This is a genomic window from Pseudoalteromonas sp. SANK 73390, assembly GCF_054966645.1.
The window spans coordinates 68,856-86,385 of record NZ_ARPN01000109.1 but is presented as its reverse complement, the minus strand read 5'-3'; the positions used below and the strand labels follow the sequence as shown (position 1 = coordinate 86,385).

Below are 17,530 nucleotides of genomic sequence, written 5' to 3'. Positions count from 1 at the left end.
TAAAGTGCATTAGAGAAAGAGACTGAATAACTTTAAAGTAAAAAGCACTAAAGCCCCTTAAGTTATTAAGTCGTGTTTATCGTTGAGGTATTAGCTTTGTTTAACATTAAACTAAGTTCAATTACCCCACTAAATATGTCCCTGTCCCAAAAGCAATTTGTAAATTTTGCTCATTATGTAACTCCATTCGACAGACACATACTTTGTTACCAGATCGGATCAATGTTGCGCTGGCAATAAAACTCTCACCTCGCCCTGGGCGTAAAAAATCAGTACGAATATCGATTGTGCCCAATGTGGCTAACTTATGAGGTACATTGCATAGTTCCTCGTCTGGTAGCTTGTTGATAATAGAGGCAGCAGCGAGCATACCTCCCACATTATCTAGTACAGCTGAAATAACTCCACCATGTAAAATCTTTTGTGTTGGGTTACCTATAAATTCATCTTTCCATGGCAGCTCAATCATTGCACACTTCGCATTTAACGTGTGTATTGAAATTCCTAATAATCGATTAAACGGCATTTGTTCAACAAAAATGTTGCCCACTTGATTAATTAATAATGATCTATCCATACTTTGCTCACAAAACTCATCAGACCAGTAAAAGTTATGCTTTAATCGCATATTTTGCAAGCGCTAAAAGTTACAGACAAGTGAAGTAAAAACCTCTAAAATGCTCGGCGATGGAAAACCTAGCGCTTAGTTCAAAACAAACCAATACACACACTGTGCTCAAAGAAATCTTTGGCTACAGTGAGTTCCGTGATGGCCAAAATGCCGTGATCAACGCGGTGCTTGAAGCAAAAGACGCCTTAGTATTGCTCCCTACAGGCGGCGGGAAATCACTTTGTTATCAAATTCCCGCATTAACCTTACCTGGACTCACCGTGGTGATATCACCACTCATTTCGTTAATGCAAGATCAAGTTGCACAGCTACAGGCACTAGATATAAAGGCTGAATTTGTCAATAACAGCCTTACTTTTGAGCAACAGCAAAATATTTATCAGCGTCTGCACCAAGGTGATATAAAGTTACTTTACGTGGCCCCTGAAAAAGTGCTTCAGTACGAATTTAAAGAGCGTTTGAGGCATTTGAACATTAGCTTATTTGCGATTGATGAAGCCCATTGTGTGTCTCATTGGGGTCATGACTTTAGGCCACATTACTGTCGTTTAAGCGAACTAAAACAACACTTTCCTGTTGTTCCAATGATGGCACTAACTGCCACCGCAGATACAGCTACTCGCAGAGACATTGTTCTACAGCTTGGTCTAAACCAGCCGTACATTCATACAGGCAGCTTTGACAGGCCAAATATTCGCTACACCATCGAAGAAAAATTTAAACCTCTTTCACAACTAATGCGCTACCTTAAAACTCAAAAAGGACAAAGTGGCATTATTTATTGTACTAGCCGCAAGCGCGTAGATGATATATCGCAAAAGCTTGCCGATGCGGGTTTTAATGCAGCAGCCTATCATGCAGGAATGAGTAACGAGCAACGCCAGTTTGTACAAACTGCGTTTTCCAGAGATGATATTCATATTGTTGTCGCAACCGTTGCTTTTGGCATGGGTATAAACAAATCAAATGTGCGTTTTGTATTGCATTACGATATCCCAAAAAGTATTGAGGCCTACTACCAAGAAACTGGACGTGCTGGCAGAGATGGACTGGCAGCAGAAGCCATTATGTACTTTGACCCTGCTGATATTGGTCGTGTTAAACGCTTTTTTGAAGATATTGAAGATGAGCACCGACGCCGTGTAGAAGAACAACGCTTTAATGCCATGGCCAGTTTTGCCGAAGCGCAAACTTGTCGTCGGCAAATTTTACTCAATTATTTTAGTGAATATCAAAGAGAACCATGTGGTAACTGTGATATTTGCCTTAACCCACCAAAGCGTTTTGATGGCACATTAGTAGCGCAACAAGCGCTATCTTGCGTCTATCGTGCAGAGCAACGTTTTGGGTTGGGATATATTGTTGATGTGCTACGTGGTGCCAATACGAGTCGTATCCGCGATAACCAGCACCACGCGTTAAGTACTTATGGTATCGGAAAACAACATAGTAATGAGTACTGGCTCAGTGTTCTTCGCCAGCTCATTCACCACGGTTTGCTAAATCAAGACATTACTCAAGGTGCAAGCTTACACCTCACTGAAGCTGCAAGAGCCGTATTAAAAGGTGAATATTCATTACAGTTAGCTGAGCCAAGACTGCAAGCCAAGCACATTTATCAAGATAAACTGGCGCAATTTAATTATGATAAAAAGCTGTTTGCTAAACTACGTAGTTTGCGAAAACAGCTAGCAGATGAAGATGATGTGCCACCATATGTGGTATTTAACGACAAAACACTCGCAGAAATGGCACAGATTATGCCGACCAACGATAGCGAGTTTTTAAAAGTTTCAGGCGTAGGATTTACCAAACTAAGTAAATATGGTGCACCATTTATGCAACTAATCCGCAACTACCTTGCTGCAAGCTAATCATTAGAGAGTATATATGAGCAACATTGAACTTGATTCAGAACACCAAGTTTTAATTATCACGCCAAGTTGCCTGCCTGCTGCTGATGAATTTGAGCTTTGGGGAGAAATATTTTTACATAATCCAAAGCATATCCAAATGCTCGAATTCTCTCAAGGCGTTGACCGTCACCAATGGCGCTTTAGCTATACACAACACAATTTTAATTTAAACTTTGAACACTACAGCGATAGTATTTGGATTGCGCCTGAAGGTGCTGACTCACTCTCCAGCTTAATTAATTTAGCACAATTATTTCTATCAAATTCTTAATTATCAAATAGACTTACAGATAAAGGTTTAGCTATAGTAACAAATTCATAAGACTAAATAACTCTTTGGGAGCTGCAAATGAAAGCACTGACATGCAATCTATTTATTGTCATTATCAGCACCCTTACAAGCACCTATACCTGTGCGAATAATATCCGTGAAATAACACAGAGCTGCTCTAATCAGCGACCTGCCGAGGCACTTAATAACAACTTGAATAGGCAATTAGATAAAGCGCCTAAGTTACCCGATGAAGGTGATGCTAAACGTATAACACGCATTAGCTTTCACCAACTTAATGTATTTGATACCAGTTTACCCGAAGAGAATAACGCTTTATTTCGCTTCGCCAATCGTGCGCATATCACCACCAAACCAGAAGTGTTACGTAGCATTTTACTATTTAAAGAAGGCGAATCGTACTCCCAAAAAAGACTGGTTGAGTCTGAGCGTTTACTAAGAAATCAGAGCTTTTTGTATGATGCTCGTGTATTTGCCGAAGAAAACTGCCATGGCGACATAGAAGTAAGCGTGGTAACCCGTGACCTGTGGACTTTGTTACCTGAATTAAGCTTTAGCCGCAGTGGTGGCGAAAACTCATCTCGAATAGGTTTTAGAGAAACAAATTTATTAGGCTGGGGTAAGCGCTTATCTCTTACACAAACAAAAGACAAAGACCGCTCTGGTTACTTGTTTGTATACGACGACCCGCACATTTTATCAACACGCTATCGCGGTCGAATTGAGTATGCCGACAACAGTGATGGTAAACGTCACTATATCGGTGTGCATTACCCTTTCTTTTCCACAGAGACGCCATATAGTTACGGCATTTCAGATTTCAACAATCGCCGAATTGAGTCTTTATACCAAGCAGGCGAAGAAGTCTCTGAATATGAGCATTATAGTAAAATATCAGACGTATATCTTGGTGCGGCTAAGCAGTTTGCAAATGACTGGACACAACGCTTAAGTATTGGCTTTCGAAATCATGAGGATACCTTTAAGGCAACTAATGCTTCGCGCCTGCCAATAGCCCAAAATAGAAGGCTCACTTATCCATATATTCAAGCGCACTGGTTTGAAGATAACTATATAAAGGTTAGAAATTTTGACTCTATCTATCGTACCGAGGATCTGAATTTAGGGTGGAATATCAACGCCTCTATTGGCTATTCTGACAATCAACTTAGTGATGATCAAAACCATTTTATTTATAATTTTACCGTAGAAAAAGCCCACTATACTTCAAAACGTAGCCTCTGGCGCAGCGCTTTAGCACTCAATGGGCAATGGAATAGCGAACAAAACCGTGCCCGCAACATGATTTCTCAAGCGAGTTTTGAATACTACTTTAATAGCAGTTTATACCAATCTTGGTATGCCAAAGTACAGCTGAGATTTGCAAAAAACCTCACTGAAGATCTGCAATTAACACTTGGAGGTGAAACAGGCCTGCGAGGTTATCCAATAAAATACCAACATGGTAGTAAAAGTGTGTTAGTTAATTTAGAAAAACGCTATTACTGGGAGTATGACCTATTACAACTGTTTAAAGTTGGTGGCGCGGTATTTTTTGATATCGGCCGCGTACGCGGCAATACCTTAGTCGATAGCGACCCTAATTATCTCAAAAATGTGGGGATGGGTCTTCGTCTAGCTCCAAGTAGAGCCAATGCTGGGTTAGTGCTTCACCTCGATGTTGCAGCACCACTAAATGGACCCAATAACATTGATGGCGTACAATGGTTGTTTACTGTTAAGAATCGCTTTTAAGAACCTCAACGCTATGATATAAACATGCCAACCCATGCTATGAGATAAACTACCTTGCTTTACCTTACAGATATACTGAGCGAACAATATCGTGTTGTCATCACTATTTTTGTCGTGCTACTTTTTCCTATTCTATTTAAATTAAGCAGACGCCTGTTAGATAAAGTCACACAAGGGAAAATCGACACCCATCGCCAACTTAGAGCTGAATTATTACTAAAGATGATCACCGCAATGCTGCTATTGTGTTTATTGCTGGTGTTTTGGGGAATAGAACTCAAAGGCTTACTCGTGCTTGGTTCCTCCCTGTTTGCCATGCTTGGTGTTGCATTATTTGCAGGTTGGTCTTTGTTAAGTAATCTCACCTCATTTTTATTAATGTTTATACAAAACTATTGTCGCGTTGGTAACTGGGTACGCATTATTGATGGCGCAAACCATGTTGAAGGCTGTATCGTTGAGATGGGGCTGATGAATGTCGTGCTAAGAAATTTAGAGGGGCATCGCGTTATTTATCCTAATAACTTGTTTGTCACTCGCCCAGTATTAGTATTGTGTGATGAGCCAAAAAAACCTAAAACTCCCACAACAAAGCGAGTTTTAGGTCCAAAATAATAAATAGTGATGAGTAAAACAGTTAATTATTTAACTCAACACTATTGTCATTAGAATAGTTATTTTCACTTAACTCATCAATAAACGACTCTACTTGCTGCCCAACAATGCTATTTGCATGAGCAAAGTACGCTAAATGAAATACCGCATCACCTTCATTAACTAATGGCATTGTTTGTTGACCAATGACAATGCCACTTCTCGGGGCAAGCAACGCAAGTTCATTATTACCTAGTGGGTTATCAATGTAAGCAAGCACTTGGCCTTTACTTACTCGCTCTCCTAAATTAACTTGCGCACGCACAATACCATCAACTTCAGCCCTAACCCAACTAGTAGAGGCAGCAATCACTGCCTCAGGACCTTTTTTACGTCGCCGCCCTTTTAGCATTCTCAATTTTTTGAGTACATTTTCCACACCTTGCAAGCCCGCAGCTATCGCCAGCGGATCAAAACGCAGCGCTTCACCCGCCTCATACGTAATAACAGGAATATTGCGACTGCTTGCTTCGCTGCGCAATGAACCATTACGCAAAGAAGCATCGATGACTACAGGCGTACCAAACGCATGCGCAATTTCAGCAGTTGCGGGGCATGACAAGTTAGCTCGAATTTGTGGTAAGTTTGACCTGTGAATTGCTCCGGTGTGCAAATCTATAATATGCGTACATAAACTTGCCACTTGAGAGAAAAACATATGTGCCATTCTCGCCCCTAATGAACCACGAACAGAACCTGGAAAGCAGCGATTCAAGTCACGTCTATCGGGCAAATAACGTGACTTTTGCACAAAACCAAACACGTTTACTACAGGCACTGCGATTAAAGTGCCTTTGAGTTCTTGTACATCAACTTTAGCCAGCAATTGACGAACCACTTCAACGCCATTAAGCTCATCACCATGAATAGCGGCACAAACCAATACCACGGGACCCGCCTCTAAACCATTAACCACTTCAATCGGAATAGTCAACGGCGTGTGGGTATATAGCTTTGCTATCTCTAATGACAACGTTTTTCGCTCACCCACCCCAATAGTTGTATCTAATAGAGTAAAAGGTCTGTTTATTTTAGCCTTTGCCACGAGTTGCGGTCCTTTTTGAAGCTGCGTTCTTTTCAATAAACTCAATGATCATACCAGCAATATCTTTGCCGGTGGCTTTCTCAATACCTTCAAGTCCTGGAGAAGAGTTTACTTCCATCACCAATGGACCACGACTTGAACGCAGTAAATCAACCCCGGCCACATTAAGGCCCATTGCTTTAGCGGCCGCCACGGCTGTTTTGCGCTCTTCTGGTGTGATGCGTACTAAACTCGCACTGCCTCCTCGGTGCAAGTTAGAGCGAAACTCTCCTTCTTGCGCTTGACGCTTCATTGCAGCGATAACCTTATCACCGATAACAAAGCAACGAATATCCGCACCGCCCGCTTCTTTAATATACTCTTGCACCATAATATTGGCTTTGAGTCCCATAAACGCTTCGATAACACTTTCTGCGGCTTTACGTGTTTCAGCCAATACCACGCCAATACCTTGTGTGCCCTCAAGCAACTTAATTACCACAGGGGCTCCGCCAACCATCTCAAGTAAGTCTTTAACATCATCAGGTTTATTTGCAAACCCAGTTGTTGGCATGCCGACCCCTTTGCGAGATAATAATTGTAATGATCTTAATTTATCTCTAGAGCGTGAAATAGCAACAGATTCGTTCAGTGGATATACGCCCATCATTTCGAACTGGCGTAAGACCGAGCAACCATAAAAAGTAACTGATGCACCAATACGCGGGATCACCGCTTCAACATTAACTACTTTATCACCTTTAAAATGTACTTCTGGCTCTTGAGAGTTAATATTCATGTAACAGCGCAGCGCGTCTAATACTAAAATTTCGTGCCCGCGCTGTGTTGCCGCTTCAATTAAGCGACGCGTTGAGTAAAGTTGTTTGTTGCGTGATAAAATCGCTATCTTCATTGTTATTCCATTTCTTTAGTTAAGTACGAAGCGCTTGGGTCAACAACAATCCGTCCTGCCATCGCTGTGCGTCCTAATAACATTCTAAATTTCATGTTATCGCGGTTTGTCAGTGTTAATTCAATCGGCCAACTTTGCCCGCCAATTGTTACATTACTCTCTATAACATAGCGCATTTCTTTATGACCACCAGAGTCTGTAACTTGCCTTTCATCTTTTATTGGTGCTTCACAACAAATTTCTATATCTGCACGCTCTTGCTCTGGATGCAACCAAAACCTCACCCATGCTTGACCATGATTATCATACGTTTCAACTTTAAAAGCATGTAAACAAGAGGTACGTGCCCCTGTATCAACTTTGGCTTTAATACGCATAATCCCCAGCTCAGGCAAGGATAACCACTCACGCCAACCAACATGTATCATGTTCGACATATTCGCTCCTTAAAAAGCTGTGTTATACAGCAATATTCAGCATATAACAGTGAATCTTATTTATCCAAACAATTAAAAAATTACATTGAAGTATCAAGCATTTTGTACAACCATGATGAAAACACCTAAAAGGAAGATAAAGATGAATTCGGGTTTAGTTCATGCGGTACAATTAGATGGCTTAGGTGGCGCACAAACACTGTCTGATCTTGATAAAGTGACCCAATTACAATCACAAGACAAACTAATTTGGTTGCACTTTGATTATAGTCATGACGAAACAATTGAGTGGTTAAAGAGTCAGCACTTTATTGAGGAGTGGGAGTGGCAGGCAATGACAATGGATGCTACTCGCCCTCGTGTGGCACCTGCTGAAAGTGGCTTGTTGCTTTTTTTGCGTGGTGTAAATTTAAACCCTCAACAAAGCCCTGAAGATATGGTTTCTATACGCTGTTTTGTGAATGAGCACATCTTAATAACCTGTAGAAAACGTCAATTAATGTCAGCGCAAGATATACTCGCGTCTCTAAAAGCCGGGAAAGGCCCAAAGAACATCGCCGACTTATTAAGTACTTTGGTACAACGTCTCACTGCTAGGATGCAAGATGTGATCTACCAAATTGATGAGCAGCTAGACGCCTTTGAAGATACTTTAGATAATCAAGAGGAACATATTGATGCTAATTTACTCTCTACAACCCGTCGACAAACTATTGCACTAAAACGTTATTTAAAACCACAAAAAGTAGCCATTAGCGAATTGTTAGAATATCAGCCTGATTGGCTGAACGATACTGCAGCGCGAAAGTTAAACGAGGCCGATAATGCACTAAGTCGTTATGTTGAGGAGTTAGAGTCAGCCATTGAACGTGCCCAGGTTATTCAACACAGTTTATCAAACCAACTGAGTGAACAGTTAAATCAGCGTATGTATGTGATGTCAGTGGTAGCGGCATTGTTTTTGCCATTAGGGTTTTTAACTGGCCTTCTGGGCGTTAACATTGGCGGGATACCCGGTACAGAGTCACCTTATGCATTTGCACTATTTGTAACTACATTATGCTTATTAACGGGCAGCATCGGCTATTATTTTAGAAGAAAGCACTGGTTATAAATGGCAATTATATTTAATAGGCACTGGCGCTCTCGGCGGGGATCGAACCTGCAACTTAGCTTCCGGAGAGCTACGTGATATCCATTTCACCACGAGAGCGCGTCAGTGGCGATAATGATAATGGTATAGTAAAAAAAATACTAGCATTTGTGTGCTATATGGTTAATAAACCACCTGAAATTCAAAAAAATACTATACAAAACACAAAAAACACGATATTTAACTATGCTTATTGATACAGATGCTTAAAATGAGTACTGTAATCGGCTATGGCAATGCAACTGTCGCACTACTTTAACTAAAAAGCGTCGCTGCAATTTTATACCCCAAGAGGATTTTTAATTATGACCCCGATGACCACAGAGCAAGTCGCTGAATTTTTAGGTGTTAAGGTAGAGCGTGTAAAACGACTTGCCAGAGAAAACCTGCTAGTTGCAAAAGACCAAGACCCTCAAGGTCAACCAATTTTTGATAAATCAGATGTTGAAAAGTATAAAGAGTTAGCTCAACGTTTGGGTGGTATCTGAGACACCCATTGAGTTAATTGATGTCGCAAAGGAATTACCAAATCTGGGTAACCTCTGTGTTCGTACCACTGAATGCTCAAAAGTAAATAGCCAATCTGATACGCTGCAAGTTTATTGTAAGCGTATCTGGGCACTGGCTGACTCTGTAACTCAAAATAACGTGCCAGCATCGCGTTGCGCTGTTCTTCTGTAAGTTTAAAACTACTACTTAACGCTGCCAAATCAAAATAAATATCATTGTAGGCCGCATATTCAAAATCTATAATTTTAATATTTTGCTGATTATAAATGATGTTTTCTAACACCAGATCGTTATGACACAGCCCTATTGAAATAGGTAAAACTTCTAATGTAGTTATACACCAAGCTAATGCGTTTTTTATAGGCGATGCTAGGTTGTTGTCTAATGCTTTAAGCAGTGTAACCATACACAATGTAGGTAAGTGCACACTGGGCTTAAAGTGGTGAATAAACTGCACAGTTTTAATTAAATTATCACCTAATTGAGCCGGTGAATCCTTTCCTGGAATAAAAGAAAACACCGCAATACGTTGAGTTTCACACCAAGCGTGTACCTCAGACGTAAGATCATTATATTTTGCTAGCTGCTGCTGCGTTTGTAATGTAGCCACAGGTAAGTCGGTCCGATAGCTTTTTAACAGCAAAAAGCCAATAGAGGAATCAATCCAATAGTTATCATTGCTCAACCCCTTATTTAATGGCTTAAGTTGATAGACAACAATCTCTGGCAGCAGTTTACATAACTTTGCGTAAGCCTTTTTATTATCTAATTTACAACTGAGCAAGCGTTTTTCCCTTTTTACCTCGTAGCTTTCATACCAATATTTATAACCAACAAATGCCATCAGCGTGTACAAAACAGCTAAAGCGAGTGTTGGGTAATAGCCTTTTATAAAATATAAATACATCGGCGCGACATTAATAACAATCCAATAAAGCCAGTTTTCAAGCACCTTTTTTACCACTAAGTAGGTCACAACAACCGCAAAGCACAACGTAAAACTCTCAAAATAACTAAGTACAATATAACTAGAATAAATACTTGCAGTTGCTCCCAAAAGCAAAGCTGCGAGTGAGGTAAGCACAATAATACAGATATGCACCCTCATAGACCAAGATGAGATGGGTAATGGCAGGTTTTTCGCACCTTGACGCCATGACCACATACCAATAACGGCCATAATCACATAATAAAAATTCAGTAGTGATTCAACCCATAACTGACCTTGCCAATACATAAGGGCATACATTAATGCACTCACAAACCCTGCGTACCAGCACCATGAGTTTTCTCTCACCGCCAAAAGTACATATACACAACCTAATAGCACAGCGATATATTCCCAATACACAAGGGTTGTTAACTCACTTAAATACGATTGTGTTGAATCTAGCATCAAAGAGACAAGTCACCACAAATAAATTTACACACAAACACGATTTTCCCATACTGTTCAAAAGAACGTTTCATATGTTTTTGCAACAAATCCATCACTACATCATAATCACCAAAAACCTGTGTAGACATGCTATTAGATTGAACTTTCAGTTCTGGGTGCTGATTAAGTCGCTCAATAAAATCTTTAATGAACGGTATATACTCTTCATGCAAAGGATACTTGCTTATTTCTACAGATAATTTCATTTAGACTCACTCATTGTCATAACCTACAAAACACACCGAACAAATCGCTTTGCAGGTTCATGAATTATGCGATGTATTTAAATTTTTACTCTCATCAATTAAGGTACGAGGGGTGTAATTTATCCAGTCTTGTTGATAAATTATTTTCCCTTGCTCATTAAATTGTAGTTTGATTAAAAAACGCCACGGCCCCAATTCCATACCAGAATATGAAAAACGGTGAAACTGCCCAGTAAAAATAACCACACGCTGTTGTGTATCTATAATTTTTTGCGAAACGCAAAACAATGCTTTACCTTCAAGCACTTCAACTTTGTTATTTGGCCAATCATAAAACTTTGCAATGGCTTTTTTATCAGCGGCAACATGTCCATAAATCATATCCTCAAGTTGAGCGTTAGGCGCATAAAATGTAAGCAAATGCTCAAAATCTTGACGTTTTTGAAACACCTCAATGTATTGTGCAACAATCGTTGCCAATGGTATTGTTTGAGGTGTTGCCTTACAACCACTCAATACGACAACACAAAATATTAATATTAAGCAGCTTTTCATTATGCGCACTCGATTTATCTGTCCATACTTGTAGGTAGATTGTTTACGTGCCAACAACCGCTAAGGGTTTAGCAAACTGCCATGCACCACGGGTAAAATCAGGAATATCTACAACAGCGCTGCGATTTGCAACAGAGTGAGCTGATAAAGGAGAGATCACTGACCATGCCGCGCCATCGTAAACATCCTGATCAAGCGGCTCACCATGGCGTAAACAGTAGATCATGCGCCAAAACATCAAAAAGTCCATACCACCATGTCCCCCATTGCGTCGCGCTTCACTTCCCATTTGCAACCAAAGCGGGTGATCATACTTTTTATACCAACTTTGCATGTCATAATCCCATTCATGAAAACTCTTCTCGCTACCTTTTTCCAAAGCGATACGATTAGGGAACCCGGCAAATACACCGTTAGTACCTTGAATTAGATTATGCCTAGAGTAAGGTCTAGGTGTTGTTGTGTCATGCTGCACCATAATACTACGCCCAAGCACAGTTTTAATCATGGTGGTGTTCATATCACCCGCTATATAGTTTGCTTGATTACGTTGGTGCTGCGGATCAAATTCTTGTTTAGCATAAGCTGCACGCCCTAAAGCTGGTGAACTCATAGAAGTTAAATAGTCAAAGCGGTCACCCCGGTTTATATTCATATACTGAGATACAGGGCCAAGTCCATGAGTTGGATATAAATTACCATTGCGCTTACTATGCCAATCGGTTCGCCAAGAACCGGTCTTATGATCAACTTCTTTCATCTGCCAGCGCAATTCGTGAATATATGCAGCTTCGCCATGTAATAGTTCACCAAAGACACCTTGGCGGACCATATTCAGCACCATTAATTCATCGCGCCCATAGTTAACATTTTCCATCATCATACAATGGCGCTGAGTACGTTCCGCCGTATTTACAATATCCCACATCTGTTCAACCGTCAGGGCCAAAGGCACCTCAACAAATGCGTGTTTATTGCTATTCATGGTATCTATAGCCATCGGCGCATGCCACTTCCAAGGCGTAGAGATAATCACAATATCAATATCATCTCGCGCTAACATATCTTGATATGCCAATTCAGTGCCTGAGTACATGCTAGGCTTTTCTAGCCCTTGCTCTGTCAAATAATTAACGGCCCTGTTGAGTACCTCATCATGGGTATCACAGATAGCCATAATGCGCGTGCCCTCTAACTGGCTCATACGCTTTACATGCCCATAACCACGTTGACCTACACCAATAAAGCCAACTCGCACAACCTCTAGTTTTTCACTCACCAACCCCATAACCGACTTGCCTTGGCGTGCTGGTGTAACTATATTAGGTCCATTCAAAGCACAACCAGATAGTGTCGTCGCCATTGCTGTAGCGCCTACCATGCCAGCCGCCTTAAGAAAGTCGCGACGATTCATTTTTGTCATTATGATTGTTCCTTAAAAGATACTTCATCTTGCAAGCTACCTTATCCTTACAATAATACAAAATGAATGCGACTAAATATCACTCAGTGTATTTAGCTACAAGCAAAGTCAAAGACTGAAAAAAGACTACATAAAGAATAAATGTACAATACTGCGGTTCTATAAAAAAGATAAAATCAACGATAAAATCGCATCAAAATGAGTAAGTTACTTTTATGTTGTGGACTGTGGTTTGGTAACATTGGTATCATTAAAAAAGGCGCTTCAGCGCCTTAATATATTCTAATTAATACTTTGCCAAAATGCGTGTAAGTAATGGCTCTTTAGCTAACACATCTTGATATAGTTTAAACTGGTTCCGAGCACGTTGCAGATTATGATCAGCGCGGTGTATCGCAAAATAGTTATCACCATCTAGGTAATCTGTTAAAAAGCGTAAGCCAATCATAAATGGCATCACTTTAGCGCCCAATAAAAAGCTTTGCTTCTCTTGCTCCGTTAACGTATCAGCTAAAGGTTCTACATAGCCTTTAACGATAGCACAGAAAATTTCCTCTCTAACAATCACATTGTCTAAATTAAGAGAGTCTTCCGCTTCTGGAGAGCAAAATGTTCGCACCATATCACCAAAATCAAACAACCAATAACCAGGCATACACGTATCCATATCAATCACGGCTTTACTTTGATTGGTTTTACTACAAAACAACATATTGTTGATTTTAGTATCATTATGGCATGGTCTCAGTGGAATAGATTTAAGTATTGTTTGTAATTCATCTGCCAATGAAAATTGTGATTGGCAAAAAACAATCTCAGCTGCACACTTTGCAGCTCTACCATGGGAGTCTTTTGCAAGCGTCTGCTTAAAGGTATCAATGCGCTTAGCTAAATTGTGAAAGTCGGGGATCACATGATGTAGCTGGCGCGCTTCAAAATCCTCTAGCGCTTTTGCAAACAAGCCAAATGCATTCGCTGCGGCTTGTGCTTTATCAGCAGAGTCAACAATATCTTCACTGTAACTGCCGCCAATGAACTCTAATGCGCGCCATACACCATCATTTAGATTTACCAAGTAATTATTTTCTAATGTAGGCAAATGCTTAATTATATTTAAGCGGTATTCGCCATTATTTGCTTTTTCTGTTAGATGTTGCTCAATGGCGCGTGCATTTTCCACCAAATGCTCAGGATTTGGAAATACATCAGTATTAAGCTTTTGCACTACAACAGCTCGTTTATCACCTTTAAGCAACATTGTGGTATTAATATGGCCATTACCAATTGGGTTCATCACAGGTTGCACACTTTCGAGTCCAAATTGCTGTGATAACTGTGCTGCAACTGCACTTTTTTCCATACTAACCTCATTGACTAATGGCGTACAATTTTGCAAAGCTGCGCTCTCATTATTAACGTTGTTCATTTATTTTTCCTGCCACCGCAGCTAACTCTTCTTTAAACGTAACGCCATACCAATGCTCTTGTGCTGAATAAACAGTTAAATCTAGCTTTTTTGATGCGATACATTGTTCTATACAATTTGGTAAATAATACTCTTTTTTGACAACGTTGTCATAAACTCTTAGAAACTCTAAAAAACCCAATTCTAATTGCGAAAATAGAGTAGGCGTTACTCCCCAAAAAGTCATTGAGGCAAGCATGTTTGATGGCAAGTATTCCACTTTTCCATCGCACTCCCCTATGATCCCATCTGCTGTTTGTAGAATATTTTCATACTCTTTAACACTAACAAGTTTATCACCTTCTAGTGTACATACTCCCCTGTTAACCCCACCCAATGACGACAATGTATGAGCCAAAGGATAAGCAACCATCGCCATTTCATCTGGATATTGAGTAAAATGTTTGACCATTTGTATATAAGCTTGTTGACCGTAATAGTCATCGGCCGTGATCACAATTGCAGGCCCATTAATATATGCCTTGGCACTTAATAGTGCATGTCCTGTACCCCAAGGCTTTTCTCTTTTGTTAAGCACACTGACAAATTCAGGTGGTACATCAGCAATATCTTGTTCCACTAATTGCACCTGTAATTCACTCGGTAACCGTGGCAAAATCACCTGCTCAATGGTTTGCCTTACAAGCTTATTAATCACCAATACCACACTACGAACGCCAGCGGCAAAAGCATCTTCAATACTAAGTTCCATGATGGTACGGCCAATCATAGGCAATTGGGTTATTTGCTTGCTACCACCAAAACGGCTACCCAAACCAGCAGCTAAAACTACCAACACCGGTGTGCTTAATTGCTGTTGCATTCGCTTGCTCCTTGCAAAAGAGGTAAAAAGTAATCAGGCGCGAAAGTGTAACGCTCTTTGCAACTAATGAAAAGTCATTGCAAAAATTGAGTTAATCAAACTTTTGGCATAGGTATTTAATCTCTGAATATTCATCAAGCCCTTGATGCCCTCCTTCGCGACCTAGCCCCGAATGCTTTACACCACCAAATGGCGCAACTGGATTTGACACCATGCCTTCATTAATACCAATCATGCCATACTCTAACGCCAAACTAACACGATGTATTTGCGATACATCTTGTGAATAAAAATAAGCAGCTAACCCTTCATTTACGCCATTCGCAATAGCCAATGCGTTTGATTCATCAACAAATGACATTACACATACCACAGGCGCAAACACTTCGTGTTGCGCAATCTCCATATCCGGTCTAATCCCAGTTAATACTATGGGTGACATAAATTGACCATTAAGTTCAGTACCTTGATAAGCAATTGTTGCCCCTTTGGTAACAGCATCATTGACCAATTTCAGTGCTTTTTGCTTAGCTTCAAGGGTGATCAATGGGCCAATATCTACGCCTTCGCTTAACCCATCCCCTACGATGAGTTTTTTAACATTGTCAATAAGGCAAGTTATGAGCTTTTTCTCACAACTTTGCTGTACCAAAATCCGATTCGCCGCCACACATGTTTGCCCAGCATTTCTAAACTTAGCTGCCATTAATCCTGTTATTGCATTTTCTAAATTGGCTGACTCAAAAATAATAAAAGGGGCATTGCCACCAAGCTCCATAGAAGTGCGTTTGATTGTTCCTGCACATTGGCGCAATAGCACAGCCCCCACTTGAGTTGAACCAGTGAAGGTCAACTTACGAATAATTGGGTTTTCGCACAAAGGTTTAATTAACCCAGCTGAGTCTGAGGTGAGCAAAACTTGAAATGCGCCTTTTTGCATTCCTGCTAGTAAGGCAAGTTTAGCCAACATAAGTGCGCTCAAAGGCGTTTGCTCTGAAGGCTTTAAAATAAAACTACACCCAGCAGCATAAGCTGGGGCTACTTTGCGGGTGATCATCGCCAACGGAAAATTCCAAGGCGTTATACCCAACACCACACCAACACCTTGCTTTATGGTGGTTAGCTGATGTTGCACATCATTACTGGGGATCACCTCTCCATAGCTGCGCTTAGCTTGCTCAGCAAACCATTGGATAAACCCAGCCGCATAATCAACTTCACCTAGCGCTTCTTTAAGTGGCTTACCTTGCTCTTGCGTTAATAGCTTTGCCAGTTGCGGTTTATGCTCCATAACTAACTCATACCAACGTTGCAGTATATGGCTTCTTTGCGATGTACTGCTCGCTTTGAGTTTATTAAATGTATTCGTGGCATAGTTCAGAGCTTGTTCTACTCCTTGATCATCCACTTCACTTACATAAGACACTTGCTCACCCGTTGACGGGTTTATGACCGAGAAACCTTGCATCCCTTCATAAGGGCTCCCTGCAATAAGTGAATGCTCCGATTGTGCCAATAAGTTCATATCTCGCCCCATAAAAAAACCGTAGTGTATACTACGGTTTAGCTCTAATCATAGACAAAGACAAGAATAGTTTGAGGTATAACTATGGCCTTTGTTTGTTAATAAGCAACACCAATTCTTTGATACTGGTACTGAGCTTCTTCAACTTCGTCAATGAGTGCTTTTGCATAGTCTTGGACAGATATTTTACTATTACCCTCATTATCAACAAGCAACTGCTCGCCACCAATGCGATAAAACCCAGTACGCTCGCCTGGGAATATTTGTGCCGCAGGGCTAACAAATACCCAATTTAATGTGCTTTTACTGTCTTGAAATACCTTTAATGCTTGCCCCTGTGCAATGGCTTCATCTTTGTATTCTTTTGGAAATTCAGGCTGTGATAGTAATAGCTCACCATTTTCTAACACTAAACTACCAGCGCCCCCTACCCAAATTAATCGTTTTATACCTATTTGTGGCAACTCATGTAACAGCGCTGCTGCGGTATTAGCCACAATTTCATGATTGCCAAGTGCTCTGCCGCTAATGGCACTAATCACCACCTCGGCACCAGACAAAGCATGCTCGAAGCTTCTGTTTGTGAGTAAATCTAGTTCACGGGCCTTGAGGTTTTTATGCTCTAGCATGGGCGCTTGACGGCTGACAGCAATCACATGATGACCACGATCTAAGGCTTCTTTTACAACTGTTGAACCAATCCAACCTGTCGCACCGATCACTGCAATTTTCATATATTTCTCCACGTTTTTAACTCTATTTTTAAAAGTGAAGCCATTATGTATGCAACATTATTTGTAATAAACATCA

At 40.6% G+C, this 17,530-nt stretch carries 17 protein-coding genes, 1 tRNA gene and 2 pseudogenes; 6 read left to right on the top strand and 14 right to left on the bottom strand.

Annotated elements, in window-relative coordinates:
- Positions 1–121: 121 nt before the first annotated feature.
- Complete coding sequence (locus SANK73390_RS14460) at positions 122–577, bottom strand: thioesterase family protein (protein WP_261591582.1); 456 nt, start codon at positions 575–577, stop codon at positions 122–124.
- A gap of 110 nt (positions 578–687) precedes the next feature.
- On the opposite strand from SANK73390_RS14460, the gene recQ reads away from it, so the two are divergent.
- The 4 genes from recQ to SANK73390_RS14440 all read left to right on the top strand — a co-directional run bounded on the left by recQ (position 688) and on the right by SANK73390_RS14440 (position 5,209).
- Positions 688–2,505: a DNA helicase RecQ gene (recQ, locus tag SANK73390_RS14455; protein WP_462766758.1), complete on the top strand. Its 1,818-nt coding sequence runs from the start codon at positions 688–690 to the stop codon at positions 2,503–2,505.
- A gap of 16 nt (positions 2,506–2,521) precedes the next feature.
- Entirely contained in the window at positions 2,522–2,818 is a 297-nt protein-coding gene (locus SANK73390_RS14450) for a DUF3630 family protein (RefSeq protein WP_462766757.1), read from the top strand.
- A gap of 78 nt (positions 2,819–2,896) precedes the next feature.
- Positions 2,897–4,594 (top strand): BamA/TamA family outer membrane protein, encoded by a 1,698-nt coding sequence (locus tag SANK73390_RS14445; RefSeq protein ID WP_462766756.1) that lies wholly within the window; start codon positions 2,897–2,899, stop codon positions 4,592–4,594.
- A 72-nt stretch (positions 4,595–4,666) separates the two neighbouring features.
- Positions 4,667–5,209: a mechanosensitive ion channel domain-containing protein gene (locus SANK73390_RS14440; RefSeq protein ID WP_462766953.1), complete on the top strand. Its 543-nt coding sequence runs from the start codon at positions 4,667–4,669 to the stop codon at positions 5,207–5,209.
- Between the two features lie 22 nt (positions 5,210–5,231).
- Here the strand turns inward: SANK73390_RS14440 and SANK73390_RS14435 are convergent, their stop codons facing one another.
- The 3 genes from SANK73390_RS14435 to SANK73390_RS14425 are packed head-to-tail and all read right to left on the bottom strand — an operon-like array spanning position 5,232 to position 7,622.
- Entirely contained in the window at positions 5,232–6,293 is a 1,062-nt protein-coding gene (locus SANK73390_RS14435) for a succinylglutamate desuccinylase/aspartoacylase family protein (protein WP_462766754.1), read from the bottom strand.
- Complete coding sequence (gene rimK, locus SANK73390_RS14430; RefSeq protein WP_462766752.1) at positions 6,280–7,185, bottom strand: 30S ribosomal protein S6--L-glutamate ligase; 906 nt, start codon at positions 7,183–7,185, stop codon at positions 6,280–6,282. Before rimK ends, SANK73390_RS14435 begins: the two co-directional genes overlap by 14 nt.
- Positions 7,186–7,187: 2 nt before the next feature.
- Positions 7,188–7,622 carry an ATP-dependent zinc protease family protein gene (locus SANK73390_RS14425; RefSeq protein WP_261591577.1) on the bottom strand — a complete coding sequence of 145 codons (435 nt, stop codon included), beginning with the start codon at positions 7,620–7,622 and terminating at the stop codon, positions 7,188–7,190.
- A gap of 142 nt (positions 7,623–7,764) precedes the next feature.
- Between SANK73390_RS14425 and SANK73390_RS14420 the strand changes: the two genes are divergently transcribed.
- Positions 7,765–8,736 carry a zinc transporter ZntB gene (locus SANK73390_RS14420; RefSeq protein ID WP_261591576.1) on the top strand — a complete coding sequence of 324 codons (972 nt, stop codon included), beginning with the start codon at positions 7,765–7,767 and terminating at the stop codon, positions 8,734–8,736.
- A gap of 24 nt (positions 8,737–8,760) precedes the next feature.
- On the opposite strand, the gene SANK73390_RS14415 is transcribed toward SANK73390_RS14420, so the two are convergent.
- A tRNA-Arg gene (locus tag SANK73390_RS14415) sits at positions 8,761–8,835 on the bottom strand.
- 245 nt (positions 8,836–9,080) lie between these two features.
- Here SANK73390_RS14415 and SANK73390_RS14410 point away from each other — a divergent pair.
- Positions 9,081–9,263 (top strand): helix-turn-helix domain-containing protein, encoded by a 183-nt coding sequence (locus SANK73390_RS14410; RefSeq protein ID WP_261591575.1) that lies wholly within the window; start codon positions 9,081–9,083, stop codon positions 9,261–9,263.
- On the opposite strand, the pseudogene SANK73390_RS14405 reads toward SANK73390_RS14410, so the two are convergent.
- The 9 genes and pseudogenes from SANK73390_RS14405 to SANK73390_RS14365 all read right to left on the bottom strand — a co-directional run.
- Positions 9,242–9,979 (bottom strand): annotated as a pseudogene (locus SANK73390_RS14405) (phosphotransferase family protein); the annotation flags it as partial. The gene SANK73390_RS14410 and the pseudogene SANK73390_RS14405 overlap by 22 nt on opposite strands.
- A gap of 87 nt (positions 9,980–10,066) precedes the next feature.
- Positions 10,067–10,681: pseudogene (pnuC, locus tag SANK73390_RS14400) on the bottom strand (nicotinamide riboside transporter PnuC); the annotation flags it as partial.
- The gene (locus SANK73390_RS14395; RefSeq protein ID WP_261591572.1) at positions 10,681–10,929 is read right to left on the bottom strand and encodes a YkoF family thiamine/hydroxymethylpyrimidine-binding protein; all 249 of its coding nucleotides are present in this window, start codon (positions 10,927–10,929) and stop codon (positions 10,681–10,683) included. The gene SANK73390_RS14395 and the pseudogene pnuC, both read right to left, overlap by 1 nt.
- Before the next feature lie 57 nt (positions 10,930–10,986).
- Positions 10,987–11,445, bottom strand: a complete 459-nt coding sequence (locus tag SANK73390_RS14390) for a nuclear transport factor 2 family protein (RefSeq protein WP_462766750.1) — start codon at positions 11,443–11,445, stop codon at positions 10,987–10,989.
- Between the two features lie 82 nt (positions 11,446–11,527).
- A complete protein-coding gene (locus SANK73390_RS14385; protein ID WP_462766748.1) occupies positions 11,528–12,907 on the bottom strand; it encodes a Gfo/Idh/MocA family oxidoreductase in 1,380 nt (459 codons plus the stop codon).
- Positions 12,908–13,193: 286 nt separating this feature from the next.
- Complete coding sequence (locus tag SANK73390_RS14380) at positions 13,194–14,267, bottom strand: phosphotransferase enzyme family protein (RefSeq protein WP_462766951.1); 1,074 nt, start codon at positions 14,265–14,267, stop codon at positions 13,194–13,196.
- A gap of 52 nt (positions 14,268–14,319) precedes the next feature.
- Positions 14,320–15,195 (bottom strand): NTP transferase domain-containing protein, encoded by an 876-nt coding sequence (locus tag SANK73390_RS14375; protein ID WP_462766746.1) that lies wholly within the window; start codon positions 15,193–15,195, stop codon positions 14,320–14,322.
- A gap of 91 nt (positions 15,196–15,286) precedes the next feature.
- On the bottom strand, positions 15,287–16,720 hold the full coding sequence (locus tag SANK73390_RS14370; protein WP_462766744.1) for an NAD-dependent succinate-semialdehyde dehydrogenase: 1,434 nt from the start codon (positions 16,718–16,720) through the stop codon (positions 15,287–15,289).
- A 98-nt stretch (positions 16,721–16,818) separates the two neighbouring features.
- Positions 16,819–17,454 carry an NAD(P)-dependent oxidoreductase gene (locus SANK73390_RS14365; RefSeq protein ID WP_462766742.1) on the bottom strand — a complete coding sequence of 212 codons (636 nt, stop codon included), beginning with the start codon at positions 17,452–17,454 and terminating at the stop codon, positions 16,819–16,821.
- Positions 17,455–17,530: the final 76 nt, after the last annotated feature.